Below are 12,023 nucleotides of genomic sequence, written 5' to 3'. Positions count from 1 at the left end.
CCTGGAGTCGACCCAGGCAAACCCAAACCCCTAGTGACAGTCCCGTTATCTCAGCCGGATCGGCCCCGGACACCGAGACGCTCAGCGCGAAACCCGTACAGATACCCGGCTTCCAGCATCGGCGAGGCGTACCCAGGTGGGCAAGACGTCCTCGCCGACACGGCCCCTTTTGACGCCGAAGCCCGCGCGAAGGTCCTCGACCCGAAGATCGTCGAACCACGCGTCGGTCGTCATGACACGAGGAGAAGGTCGCGGGTGATCTGCAGCTGACCGTGATGCTGCGCCAACTCCTCCAAGACGTGCAGCTGCACACCCGCGCGGGCCAGCGGCAAATCAGGCCCCTGACAACTGCGATCCGGCCGATTCACCGGCTCGGCATCCGGCCGCGCGAGATCGTCCCGCATTCGGCGCTGCACCTCGGCGACACGGCGGCGCAGCTCGTCCAGATCACCCGCCGCGCTGAACTCGGCTTCGCGATCGCGGTGGGTGGGCCTGCCCGCGACGACGTGCCCGATCCAGTACTCGGCGACCTCGGCGCAGTGATACACGATCGCGTACGGGCTGTTGGCGCCGTCGAGGCCCGGCTTGGTGTTGATCCGGTCGCCGAGCTCCGCCAGCGCGCCGAGCATCCCGTCGAAAGCGCGGGCCACGAAGTAGAGGTACTCGTCGAGTTTCGTCACCATTCAAACGGTGACTCAGGCTCCCGTCACTGTCAAAACGGCTACGGGAGCTCGGCGCTGTCACCGGGACCGGGCCGCCTTGGTCGGTGAAGGCTCCCTTCACCAAGCGTCAGGATCCGGACGAGCGGCACACCAAGCGGCCTCGAAGTCTGCCGCCTCCATCTCCATGGCGGCGTACTGCGGGTCGTAGAGGTCAAGAGGCGGGTTGAACGGCCACGCGTCGGTTTTGAGCGCCGGGCCATCGGCAGGGACCTCGACCTGGCGAAGCCTCCGCCCATCCGCGCCGAGCTCCACCAGCCAAGCGCCGTCGTCGTCGGGCAACCGAAGATAGATCGGGCTCCTGCCCGCGGTCGCCCCGAAATCCGGGTGCTCACGCTGCTTGACCCGGACATCGCGCATGCTGTCGAGCGGCACGGGCAATGCCCCGTCCAGCTCGACCTCCTCGAGACTCCAGCCTTCCGCTTGGTGGATCGTCTCGGCGTCCGAGACCACCTCGGTTTCGGACAGGGCCAGCACGATCTCCTCGGGAGATCCCGCGATGAGCCACCACCACAGGCCACCCATCCCGTAGTCGTGCACGACCAGATAGCGAGGCATGCGCCAAGAGTATTGGGCGGGCGGATCCCGTACGCCTCACGGCGCATCCGGCGGGATCCGCCCGCGTTTTCCTCCCTCAGCGACGGCCCGTCACGCCGCGCGCCACAGCGCGGGGACGGAGGGCGGTTCCCAGCCCGGCTGGGCGGTGTGCCCCTGCAGGCACACGTAACCGCGGCCGTCGTAAGTGACCTGGGCGCCGGCGGCGTAGCTGGTGCCCACCGTCCAGGTCGTCCCCCCGGGCGGGGTGGAGGTCGTGGGCCTGGTGGTCGAACTGGGCGGAGCGGTGGTGGTCGTCGGGGTCTGCGGGACGTTGAGCACGAAGTCGAACGCGCCTTCGCGGGTGCCGCCCGAGTCGCGGACCGTCATCAGCAGCCGGGGGTCGAAGATCGAGTCGGTGTTGTTGCGTGGCTCGTTCGGGAAGTACAGCTGCGTGGTCAGGATCGGACGGCCCGGCGCCTGGACCTTGACGTGGATGTGGCGGGTGCGGCCGGGGTACAGGCCGGGCACGATCGTCGTCAGTTTGAAGGCGCCGTTGGCGTCGGTGTACTGGTGGCCGCGGAAGGCGTAGCCGACGTTGTCGTACGCGCCGTTGACGTCGGCCTGCCAGAAGTCGAGCAACGCCCGCGCGACCGGACGGCACGCCAGCCCGAAGACGTAGCCGCTCACGACGAGACGGGTGCCGGGGCCGGTGAGCGTCGTGCGCTCGGGGGAATTCGGCTTGAAATAAGGACCTTCGGTCTGCGCGATCGTCGGCTCGTCGCCGTCGTGGCAGTCGGGGGTGAGCTCGGGGACCTGCCCGCTCGCGACGGTGGTGCGAGCGAGCGCGGGCCCGCCGAGCAGTGCGACCGGCGCCGCGACGCCGGCGGCCAGTGCGGCACGCAGCAAGGTCTTGCGGCTGAGCTTGCTGTCTTCTTCGTCCATGTCTGCTCCTCGTGGGGGATGCAGACGACGTTAGGGAGAAGATCAGCCACCGGCGATGGACTCAGGCCGTCAGTCGTGGTGAAAGTCCGGGGTGGCGTCACCCGTCCGCCGGAAGTCGCCGGGGCTCAGCCCGGTCTCCCGCCGGAAGAACCGGCAGAAGTACGCCGGATCCGCGAAGCCGACCCGGCTCGCCACCTGCCGCACGGTCAGGTCCGTGCCCAGCAGGAACCGTTTCGCCTCACGCGTGCGCGCCTCCCTGACCAGGTGCGCTGCCGTCCGGCCGGTCGCGGCCTTCACCGCCTCGGCCAGGTAGCCGGGGGTGACGCCGATGCGTTCCGCGTGCGCGCGCACCGACCACAGGCCCAGGTCGGAGCTGGCGGCCTGCCGCGCGAACTCGGCCGCCACCGCGTTGGCCCGTGCGGGCGGACGGGACTCCGGCGTGCCCGGTCGCCTGCCCGCCCGCACGATCAGGACGTGCAGCAACGCGCGCAAGACCGATTCCGAGCCGGGCGCGCCGAGCCGGAATTCCTCCTCGAGCTCGGCGATCAGCCGCGCGGTGCGGTCATGCGACCGCTCGTCGAGTGGCCACGGCTGTTCACTCAGCCGCCGCAGCGTCTCGCGGTCGGCCGGATGGTCGAGCAGGAAGTCGTCGGTGAACAGCAGCACCGACCCGGTCAGCCGCCGCACGTCCCATTGGTGCACCTGGCCCGGCGCGATCACGGCCAGCTGCGGCGGCCGCAGCTCCCAGCGGACGAAGTCGACGACGTGCGCGCCGGTGCCGCCGGTGACGAACACGATCTCGTGGAACGTGTGCCGGTGCGGGAAGGTCGCCCGCGACAACGGCCCGATCGTGTCGAACGTGCCGATTGCGAACGGCAGCGCGTCCTGGGCCGTCAGCTCCAGCCGGTGCAGTGGCAGCTCCCCCGGCTTCGACACCTCGCAGGCCGTTCCCGGCAACACCGTGGTACCGCGCATGGCCGAAAAGTCTAGACCAATATGCGCGGTACCCGCCCCCGCCGGAAGTTCCGCGTTCACCGCCTGGGGTCGTGAGTGCTGCCGACGGTTCTGGCCGTCGGCAACACTCACGAGTCCTCAGCAGTGCCCGTAGGGCTTGTTCACCGCGTAGCTGAAGCCGTCGATGCCGGTCGCCAGGCCGCCCCAGCGCACGCAGCCCGGCGACTTCAGCGGGTGCGTTTCGGCCAGGAAGAGGAAGGCTCCCTTGTCGATGCTGCATACTTCTTTGCCGTTGGTCTTCGTACACACATAGGCGTTCGTGTTCGTGGCCACGCCATAGGCCGCGCTCTTGTACGTCACGACGCAGTTCATCTGGTACGTCCTGTTCCAGTACAGAACGACCGTGCCGTATAGGGCGTGCGCAGGACTCCGGAGCTCATGCCGGTCGACCTCCACGAAGCCCTTGCACCTGCCGGACTCCGCCACCGGCCCCTGCGGCGACGCCTGCGCGCCTGCCGTCACGGAACCCAGCAAGGCGCCCGCCACGGCCGCGGTCGTCAGGCATCGAGTCACCCATGCACGCATTTCATTTCCCCTCATCCGAGATACGGTGGGGAGCCTGCCGGACCTCGCGCCCAGATCCCGCCCAGGCCTACGCGCGCAAGTGCGCGGCCGCGGGCGCGACCGCGTGCTGCAGCGGGTGCCCCAGTATCAGCCTGCGCAGTTCGGCCGCCACGAGCTCGCCCATCCGGCCACGCTCGGCGCTCATCGCGCCGGCCAGGTGCGGCGTCAGCACGACGTTGGGCAGCGTGTACAGCGGCGAGCCGGCGACCGGCGGCTCCGGGAACGTGACGTCGAGTATCGCCGTCAGGTCCTGGCGCTCGGCCAGCACGGGGATCACCGACGATTCGTCGACGACCGCGCCGCGGGCGGTGTTGATCAGGGTCGCGCCGGGCTCCAGTCGAGCCACGAGGTCGCCGTTCACCAGGCCTTCGGTCTCCGGGAGCAACGGCGCGTGCAGGCTGACCACGGCGCAGGACGAGAACAGCTCGTCGAGCTCGACCAGACGGACACCCAGGTCGGCGGCCTTCGCGGCGTCGACCACCGGGTCGCTGGCCAGTACCTCGACGTCGAAGTTCCGCAGGTGGGAGGCCACCAGCACCCCGATCTCACCCAGGCCGAGCAGCCCGACCTTGGAGCGGTAACCGCCCGCGACGCGGGGATCGGGCGGATACGCCTGCCGCTCACGCAGCTCACGGGAGATCCGGTGCACCTGCTTCAGGCCCAGCAGGATCTGCGCGAGGGTGAACTCCGCGACCGGGATGGCGTTCGCCGCGGCCGCCGACACGATCGGGATCTCGCGGGCCCAGAATTCGGGCGTGGTCAGCGGGCGGACGGAGCCCGCCGCGACCAGCACCGCGCGCAGGCTCGTCGCGTGTCCTAACAGGACGGAGTCGAGCTGCGGGGCACCCCAGCCGGACAGCAGCACCTCGACACCGTCCAAAGCGGACGGATCGCTCGCGAGCTGCTCGCGGGTGAGCGGCTCACGCCACCGCGTCAGGCTTTCGAGTTCCGCACGCACCACCTTCGGGTACACCTCGTCGCGGCGCCGCTCCTCCATCACGAGCAAGGTCACCGGCCGGTGCTGTTCACGCGTCATTTTCGCCTCCGGAACTGACCATACATCCGATCCCTGTACCCACAGTAACCCGGTGAGTCCCCCTGATCGGGTAATTCTCCTTACGAAGGATTCGTAATCATCAGACCATTGACCGGTGGCCGGGAAAGCGCTTACCGTCCCTCCCCAGTAGACAGCGCGGTCCACATGAACGGGAGAAGCGATGCGCAAATCGCGACGGATCGGCACCGGACTCATCGTCTCGGCACTGGTCCTCACAGGCTGCTCCGGCAGTCCGGCGGGAACGAACATCGCGCAGGACACCAAGGCGCCACTGGAACTGTGGACCCGCACGACCCCCGGCCAGGCCGGTGAAGCGGCCACCAAGCGGCTCGCGGAGGCCTTCGAGAAGGCGACCGGGTTCAAGGTGCAGGTCACCGCGATCTTCGACGACTTCGAGACGAAGCTCGCCCAGCGCGCCGCCCAGCGCGACCTGCCGGACATCGTCATGAACGATGTCGCGCAGCTGGGCACGATGAAGAGCCAGGGACTACTGCGCGAGGTCGACCTGACCAAGCTCAAGAACGCGCCGGACGTCATCGAGCAGGGCCTGAACGCGACGAAGACGCCGGACGGCAAGCAGTACGGCCTGCCGTTCTCGGCGCAGGCCGCGGCACTGCTGATCCGCAAGGACTGGCGGGAGAAGCTCGGCCTGCCGGTGCCACAGGACTGGGCCGGGATCGCGAGCCTCGGCAAGGCTTTCGCCACGCAGGACCCGGACGGCAACGGCAAGAACGACACGGCGGGCCTGGTCGCGACCATGTCGACCAAGCGTGGCTACGCCTCCTGGTACTTCTCGAACTTCCTGTGGGCAGGCGGCGGTGACTTCATCGCCAAGCAGGGCGACGGCAAGTACAAGCCCGCGATGAGCACCCCCGAGTCGGCGGCCGCCGTGCAGTGGTTCCGCGACCTGGCGTGCAAGGACAACGTGATACAGCCCGGTTCGGTCTCCATGGCCACCCCGGCGACCAACGACCTGTTTGAAGCGGGCAAGGGCGGCATGTACGTCGTCGCCTCGTACCTGCTTTCCCGGTTCGACAAGTCGCTGGGCAAGGACAAGTACGAGGTCGTCCCGATGCCGAAGGGCGCGAAGAACGCCGACGTGCTCGCCGAGGGCAACGGCACCTACCTCATGGCCGGTTCGCCGAACCAGGCTGGCCAGGACGCCTTCGCCGACTTCTCCATCTCCCCCGAGGGCCAGAAGATCGGCATGGAGGGTGACGCCGGGCCGATCGTGCAGCTGCCGGTCAACAAGAAGGTCGACATCACGCAGCAGCGTCCCGACGCGCGCTGGAAGACCTACAACGACATCTACACGACGTCGGGCCACTACGCCCCGTCGATCCCGAACTGGACCCCGGTCCGGCAGGACACCGCCGACACCATCAGCTCGCTGATCGCCGACTGCAAGCTCGACACCAAGGCCGAACTGTCCAAGCTGGACACCAAGCTGGCGGAAACGCTGCGGCAGCAAGGAATCGGCGCATCATGACAGTTGACCACGCGAAACCGCTGACCGGCGGCACCCGCCGTCCCGCCGGTCAGCGGCCTGCGGCACCGAAGGCTCGCAAACGGAAGAACAACGGCAGGGACGGCCACTGGTGGACGCCGTGGCTGTTCCTGGCACCCGCGCTGATCCTCTTCCTGTACTTCAAGTTCATCCCGATGATCACCGCGGTGGTGATGTCCTTCCAGGATGTCCAGCCGTACCTGGGCAACCAGTGGGTCGGCACGCAGAACTACGACTACGTGCTCGGCGACGAGGCGTTCCACAACGCCATCTGGCACACAGTGGTCATCGCGGTCGGCCAGACCGTCGGATCGATGGTGCTCGGGCTGGCGCTGGCGCTGCTGATGGAGGGCCAGAGCAAGCGGCTGAAGTTCCTGCGCTCCGCGGCGTTCCTGCCGGTGGTCGTGCCGATCGCGGTGGTCGCCGAGCTGTGGCGGATCATGTATCACCCGACAGAGGACGGGATGCTCAACTCCATCCTCGGCCTGGTCGGGCTCGGGCCGTCCGGCTTCATCAACGACCCCGACACCTCGATGGTCTCGGTGATCATCACCGGTGTCTGGCGCGGCGCGCCCTACGACATGATGATCTTCCTGGCCGGGCTGGCCGGGATCGACCGCGGGCTCTACGAGGCCGCGACCGTCGACGGCGCCTCACGCTGGCGCAAGATCCTGCACGTCACGCTGCCCGGCCTGCGCTCGGTGTTCTCGATCCTGTTCGTGCTCGCCGCGATCCGGGGTCTGCGTGTGTTCACCGAGGTCTTCCTGCTCACCAACGGCGGGCCGAACGGCTCGACGGAAGTGGCGATGACCTTGATCTACAAACTCGGCCTGGAACAGAACCGGCTGGGCGTCGGCGCGGCGGGAGCCGTGCTGCTGTTCCTCGCGACGCTCGTGCTGACCCTGTTCGTCCAGATCATCCGGCGGAGGCGGGACGCATGACCTCGACCCACGACAGCGCACTCGGCCTCGAGGCCGTCAAATCCCCTGCCGGGCGCGTGCTGAAGTTCGTCCTGTACACCTTCCTGCTGCTGGTGTTCGCGGGCCCGCTGCTGGCGTTGCTGGTCAGCGCGTTCAACAACGTCACCGACCCGACCGCGCTGAGCGTGGTCCCGTCGAGCCCGACGCTGGACAACTTCGGCATCGCCTGGAACCTGGGCGTCGGCAAGTACCTGCTGAACTCCTTCCTCATCGTCGGGTTCGGCCTGCTGCTGCAGGTGGCGGTCTCGGTGCTCGCCGGCTATGCCTTGGCGCGCAAGAGGTTCCGGTTCATGTCGCTGGCGCTGGTCGCCATCCTCGCGACGCTCATGCTGCCGGAGGAGATCCTCGCGATCCCGCTCTCGCTGATCCTGTCCGACGTCCCGGTGCTGCACATCAACCTGATCGGCAGCCTCGCCGGTGTCATCGTGCCGCTGGGCGCGTGGGCGTTCTCGATCCTCGTCATGACCGAGTTCATGAAGGACGTGCCCCGCGAACTCGAAGAGGCCGCCCGCATCGACGGCGCCGGTGACCTGCGGATCTTCGCGCAGATCATCCTGCCGATGTGCAGGCCGGCGCTCGGCGTGATCGGCGTCTTCGGCTTCACCATGATCTGGGACCAGTACCTGCTGCCGCTGCTGGTCTCGACCGACTCGTCGACCTACACGCTGCCGCTGGCACTGCGGACACTGCGCGTCGACCCGAACGTCACGCCCGGCGTGATCATGGCCGCGTCGCTGCTGGCGCTGCTGCCGTCGGTCGCCGCGTTCCTGTTCTTCCAGCGCTCGTTCGTCCGGGGCTTGGCCTCGGGCGCGCTCAAGGGCTGAGTCTCAACGCTTAGGGAGCACAACTGTCGTGAGTTCCACCGACACCACCTGGTTCACCCATGACCGGTTCGGCATGTTCGTCCACTGGGGACTGTACTCATTGGCCGCGCGGCACGAATGGGTCCAGAACCGGGAAAAGCTGACCGACGAGCAGTACCGGGTCTACTTCGAGCACTTCGAGCCGGACAGGTACGACCCGCGCGAGTGGGCACGCGCCGCCAAGAGCGCGGGCATGCGCTACGTCGTGCTCACCACCAAGCACCACGACGGATTCTGCTTGTGGGACAGCGATCTCACCGACTTCTCGGTCAAGAACACCCCGTACGGCAAGGATTTGCTGGGCCCGTTCGTCGAGGCCTGCCGCGACGAGGGGCTCAAGGTCGGCTTCTACCACTCACTGATCGACTGGCATCACCCGTCATTCCCCATCGACGGCACGCACCCGCGCCGCGACGACGCCGAGTACATCGCGGCGAACTCCGGCCGCGACATCGTCGAATACCAGAAGTACCTGCACGGCCAGATCCGCGAGCTGCTCACCCGCTACGGCACCATCGACTACCTCTTCTTCGACTTCTCCTACGAGGGCCGCGAAGAATGGTGGGGCGGCAAGGGCCCGGACGCCTGGGCCGCGCCCGAACTGCTCGCGCTGGTCCGCGAGCTCCAGCCCGGCATCCTGGTCAACGACCGCACCGGCATCCCCGGAGACTTCATCACCCCCGAGCAGTACCAGCCGTCGGGCCCGATGACCTCGGGCGGCGTGCCGGTCATCTGGGAGGCGTGCCAGACGCTCAACGGCAGCTGGGGCTACGACCGCGACAACCTCGACTGGAAGAGCCCCGAACTGCTCATCCGGATGCTCGTCGACGGCGTGTCGAAGGACGGAAACCTGCTGCTCAACGTCGGGCCGAACGGCCGTGGCGAGATCGACCCCGACGCGCGCGCGGTGCTCGCCGAACTGGGCCGCTGGATGGACCGCCACGACCGGTCCATCCGCGGCTGCGGGCCCGCCGAGTTCACCGCGCCCGCGGACGCCAGGTACACCCAGCGCGGTGACCGGCTCTACCTGCACCTGTTCGCCTGGCCGCTGCGTCACGTGCACCTGCCGGGGCTGGCCGGGCGCGTGCGCTACGCCCAGCTGCTGACCGACGCCTCGGAGATCGAGCAGGTCCGGATCGACCCGGACCAGCCCGCCCAGAACACCCGGATGGGCGGGCAGCCGGAAGGCACGCTCACCCTCCGGCTGCCGACACGCAAGCCCGATTCCCCTGTTCCCGTCATCGAACTGTTCCTCACCTCCGCTGATTGACAAAGGAGTCGTCATGGACCGTAGAGCGTTCCTCAACACCGCCGCGCTCGGAGCCGTCGTGGCCGCAGTGCCGTGGGTGACCACCACGGCCGCTTCCGCCACCACCCAGGGCGTGACCGTCAACTCGCTGACCGCGCTGCAGAACGCGATCAACTCCGCCACGCCCGGCTCCGTGATCACGCTCGCGAACGGTGACTACACCGTGCCAGCGGGCGGCCAGATCACCGTGGCCAACAAGAACGGCGAAGAAGACTTCCCGATCACCATCGTCGCCCAGTCGCGCGGTGGCGCGATCCTGCGCGGCGAGAAGAGCTTCGTCATCAGCAACTCGTCGTGGATCACCATCAGCGGCTTCTCGCTGCGGCAGAGCACCACGCTCGACCTGCCGCCGAGCTGCTCGCACATCCGGCTGACCCGCAACGACCTGCAGTTCGCCGACATCGATGGCCTGCACTGGGTGATGGTCCGCGCCGACGGCACCAAGGTCGACCGCAACCACTTCCACAACAAGACCACCCTCGGCATCTTCCTGGGCGTCGAGGGCGACGGCGACGAGGAGATGGCGCAGGACGTCCAGATCTTCCGCAACTACTTCTCCGACCACACCTTCCCCGGCGACAACGGCGGCGAGCCGATCCGCCTCGGCATCAGCAAGCGTGCGCTGAGCGTCGCGGGCGCCAAGGTCGAGTACAACCTGTTCGAGCGGGCCAATGGCGACCCCGAGGCGATCTCGGTCAAGTCGTCGGGCAACACCATCCGGAACAACACGATCCGCAACAGCCTCGGCGGCATCGTGCTGCGTCACGGCAACGGCACCCGTGTCGAGTCGAACTACATCCTCGACGGCCAAGAGGGCATCCGGATCTACGGAAACGACCACGTCATCGTCAACAACTACCTGTCAGGCCTCACCCAGCCCAAGAGCCGCGCGCTGGTGGTCGGCAGCGGGAGCGAACGCGACCACGTCCCCGGCGAGTCCGAGACCGCGCGGCGTGGCAATGACGCGGCCGACCGCGTGCTCATCGCGCACAACACGCTGCTGAACAACACCAGCACACTGTCCGGTGAGACCAGCCGCCCGTTCGAGCCGTCCTACTGCAAGATCGTGGACAACCTGTTCGTCGGCGCCACCGGCGACCTGGTGGCCATGGGCAACACGACGGGCTTCACCTGGTCGGGCAATATCCTCTACGGCGCCGCCGGCAACGGCAACATCCCCGCGGGCACCTTCACCAGGGCCAACCCGCTGCTGGCGGCCGGCTCCGACGGGATCTCGCGGCTCTCGGCGGGCAGCCCGGCGATCAACGCGGCGACCTACTCCCCCGCGCCGGTCACCACGGACATCGACGGCGAGCCGCGTGGTTCCGCCCGCGACGTCGGCGCCGACGAGTACAGCACCTGCGGGCCGTGCGCGCACCCGCTCACCACCGCGGACGTCGGGCCCAACGCCCCCTGACGGGCGGATCGAGGAGGAAAGCATGCCGCAGCGCGTCGCAGGTTCGGCGACTCTGGCCGACGTCGCCCGTGAGGCAGGCGTGTCGCTGGCGACGGCGTCACGCGTGCTCAACGGCGGCAACCGCCAGGTCGGCGGTGAGCTGCGGAAGTCCGTGCTGCAAGCGGCGAGACGGCTGCAGTACACCGCGAACGGGCCCGCGCAGGCGATGGCGCGCGGGCGCGGCACCGTGGTCGGGCTGCTGGTCCACGACATCGTCGACCCGTATTTCTCCTCGATCGCCGCAGGCGTCATGCGCGTGGCGGCGCTGCACCGGCTGACGGTGACCATCGCCAGCACCGCGAACCATCCCGAGAACGAGCTGGAGTACGTCTCGACGCTGCGCGGGCAGCGGGCCAGGGCGGTCATCCTGGCCGGTTCGCGGGTCGAGAACCGCTCGCTGCAACGGCGGCTGACCGACGAGCTCCGCGCGTTCGAAGCGGCGGAAGGCCGCGCGGTGGTGATCGGCCAGCGGAAGCTGCCGTTCGACACCGTGATGCTCGAGAACCGGCGAGGCGCGGCCGATCTGGCCAAGGGCCTCGCCGGTCTCGGCCATCGCTCGTTCGCGGTGCTCGCCGGCCCGCCGGAGCTGCTGACCTCGCGGGACCGGGTGACAGGTTTCCGCGAGGCGCTCGCCCACCAAGGGGTCGCGCTGCCGCCGAAACGGGTGCTGCACACGGTGTTCACCCGCGACGGCGGCTACCAGGCGATGGTGCGGCTGCTCGAGAGCGGCTTCGACTCCGGCTGCGTCTTCGCGGTCAACGACGTGATGGCCGTCGGCGCCATGGCCGCTTGCCGTGACCGTGGCCTGCGCGTGCCGCAGGACATCGCGGTGGCGGGGTTCGACGACATCATCACGTTGCGGGACATCAGGCCCTCGCTCACCACGGTGCGCGTGCCCATCGAGTCGATGGGTGAGAAGGCCTTCGAGTTCGCGCTCTCCGACCGGCTCGGTGAGCCGCGGCTCCATCAGGTGACCGGCGAGGTCGTACTACGGGAGAGCACCGCGCCCTAAGGGCGCGGTGCTCGGTAAAAACCTGCGCCGACCTACCATGGGAAAGCGCTTTCAGGAGGAGGA

The 12,023-nt window shown here is 68.4% G+C and carries 13 protein-coding genes; 6 read left to right on the top strand and 7 right to left on the bottom strand.

All coding sequences use genetic code 11. From position 1 onward, the window contains the following. Positions 1–81: 81 nt before the first annotated feature. From ACFV15_RS05105 to ACFV15_RS05075, 7 genes are all read right to left on the bottom strand, one after another. Complete coding sequence (locus ACFV15_RS05105) at positions 82–234, bottom strand: hypothetical protein (protein WP_378348846.1); 153 nt, start codon at positions 232–234, stop codon at positions 82–84. After that, a complete protein-coding gene (locus tag ACFV15_RS05100) occupies positions 231–680 on the bottom strand; it encodes a DUF664 domain-containing protein (RefSeq protein ID WP_378348845.1) in 450 nt (149 codons plus the stop codon). Before ACFV15_RS05100 ends, ACFV15_RS05105 begins: the two co-directional genes overlap by 4 nt. A 99-nt stretch (positions 681–779) precedes the next feature. Then, positions 780–1,277 carry a hypothetical protein gene (locus ACFV15_RS05095; RefSeq protein ID WP_378348844.1) on the bottom strand — a complete coding sequence of 166 codons (498 nt, stop codon included), beginning with the start codon at positions 1,275–1,277 and terminating at the stop codon, positions 780–782. Positions 1,278–1,367: 90 nt separating this feature from the next. Then, complete coding sequence (locus tag ACFV15_RS05090) at positions 1,368–2,198, bottom strand: carbohydrate-binding protein (protein WP_378348843.1); 831 nt, start codon at positions 2,196–2,198, stop codon at positions 1,368–1,370. A 69-nt stretch (positions 2,199–2,267) separates the two neighbouring features. Then, a complete protein-coding gene (locus ACFV15_RS05085) occupies positions 2,268–3,173 on the bottom strand; it encodes an AraC family transcriptional regulator (RefSeq protein ID WP_378348842.1) in 906 nt (301 codons plus the stop codon). 117 nt (positions 3,174–3,290) lie between these two features. Next, positions 3,291–3,737, bottom strand: a complete 447-nt coding sequence (locus ACFV15_RS05080; RefSeq protein WP_378348841.1) for a hypothetical protein — start codon at positions 3,735–3,737, stop codon at positions 3,291–3,293. 67 nt (positions 3,738–3,804) lie between these two features. After that, a complete protein-coding gene (locus ACFV15_RS05075) occupies positions 3,805–4,812 on the bottom strand; it encodes a hydroxyacid dehydrogenase (protein WP_378348840.1) in 1,008 nt (335 codons plus the stop codon). Between the two features lie 181 nt (positions 4,813–4,993). On the opposite strand from ACFV15_RS05075, the gene ACFV15_RS05070 reads away from it, so the two are divergent. Genes ACFV15_RS05070 through ACFV15_RS05045 form a run of 6 tightly spaced genes read left to right on the top strand, consistent with a single transcriptional unit; the run spans position 4,994 to position 11,960 of the window. Continuing rightward, on the top strand, positions 4,994–6,322 hold the full coding sequence (locus ACFV15_RS05070) for an ABC transporter substrate-binding protein (protein WP_378348839.1): 1,329 nt from the start codon (positions 4,994–4,996) through the stop codon (positions 6,320–6,322). Beyond that, positions 6,319–7,281, top strand: coding sequence for a carbohydrate ABC transporter permease (locus tag ACFV15_RS05065; protein WP_378348838.1), 963 nt, complete (start codon positions 6,319–6,321; stop codon positions 7,279–7,281). Before ACFV15_RS05070 ends, ACFV15_RS05065 begins: the two co-directional genes overlap by 4 nt. Beyond that, the gene (locus tag ACFV15_RS05060) at positions 7,278–8,144 is read left to right on the top strand and encodes a carbohydrate ABC transporter permease (RefSeq protein WP_378348837.1); all 867 of its coding nucleotides are present in this window, start codon (positions 7,278–7,280) and stop codon (positions 8,142–8,144) included. The genes ACFV15_RS05065 and ACFV15_RS05060 overlap by 4 nt, the downstream gene beginning before the upstream one ends. A 28-nt stretch (positions 8,145–8,172) precedes the next feature. Beyond that, positions 8,173–9,453, top strand: a complete 1,281-nt coding sequence (locus ACFV15_RS05055) for an alpha-L-fucosidase (protein ID WP_378348836.1) — start codon at positions 8,173–8,175, stop codon at positions 9,451–9,453. Between the two features lie 13 nt (positions 9,454–9,466). Then, the gene (locus ACFV15_RS05050) at positions 9,467–10,909 is read left to right on the top strand and encodes a chondroitinase-B domain-containing protein (RefSeq protein ID WP_378348835.1); all 1,443 of its coding nucleotides are present in this window, start codon (positions 9,467–9,469) and stop codon (positions 10,907–10,909) included. Between the two features lie 22 nt (positions 10,910–10,931). Then, entirely contained in the window at positions 10,932–11,960 is a 1,029-nt protein-coding gene (locus ACFV15_RS05045; protein WP_378348834.1) for a LacI family DNA-binding transcriptional regulator, read from the top strand. The last annotated feature ends 63 nt before the right edge of the window (positions 11,961–12,023 follow it).

Source organism: Amycolatopsis sp. NPDC059657, assembly GCF_042734395.1.
Classification (GTDB): domain Bacteria; phylum Actinomycetota; class Actinomycetes; order Mycobacteriales; family Pseudonocardiaceae; genus Amycolatopsis.
Note: the sequence above shows the minus strand (reverse complement) of the source record. Positions and strands in the feature narration are given on the sequence as shown.

Excerpts from the sequence above, each read along its gene's own strand:
- ACFV15_RS05105 (WP_378348846.1), bottom strand. The coding sequence starts at position 234 with ATGACGACCGACGCGTGGTTCGACGATCTTCGGGTCGAGGACCTTCGC.
- ACFV15_RS05095 (WP_378348844.1), bottom strand. The coding sequence starts at position 1,277 with ATGCCTCGCTATCTGGTCGTGCACGACTACGGGATGGGTGGCCTGTGG.
- ACFV15_RS05090 (WP_378348843.1), bottom strand. The coding sequence starts at position 2,198 with ATGGACGAAGAAGACAGCAAGCTCAGCCGCAAGACCTTGCTGCGTGCC.
- ACFV15_RS05085 (WP_378348842.1), bottom strand. The coding sequence starts at position 3,173 with ATGCGCGGTACCACGGTGTTGCCGGGAACGGCCTGCGAGGTGTCGAAG.
- ACFV15_RS05080 (WP_378348841.1), bottom strand. The coding sequence starts at position 3,737 with ATGCGTGCATGGGTGACTCGATGCCTGACGACCGCGGCCGTGGCGGGC.
- ACFV15_RS05075 (WP_378348840.1), bottom strand. The coding sequence starts at position 4,812 with ATGACGCGTGAACAGCACCGGCCGGTGACCTTGCTCGTGATGGAGGAG.
- ACFV15_RS05070 (WP_378348839.1), top strand. The coding sequence starts at position 4,994 with ATGCGCAAATCGCGACGGATCGGCACCGGACTCATCGTCTCGGCACTG.
- ACFV15_RS05065 (WP_378348838.1), top strand. The coding sequence starts at position 6,319 with ATGACAGTTGACCACGCGAAACCGCTGACCGGCGGCACCCGCCGTCCC.
- ACFV15_RS05060 (WP_378348837.1), top strand. The coding sequence starts at position 7,278 with ATGACCTCGACCCACGACAGCGCACTCGGCCTCGAGGCCGTCAAATCC.
- ACFV15_RS05050 (WP_378348835.1), top strand. The coding sequence starts at position 9,467 with ATGGACCGTAGAGCGTTCCTCAACACCGCCGCGCTCGGAGCCGTCGTG.
- ACFV15_RS05045 (WP_378348834.1), top strand. The coding sequence starts at position 10,932 with ATGCCGCAGCGCGTCGCAGGTTCGGCGACTCTGGCCGACGTCGCCCGT.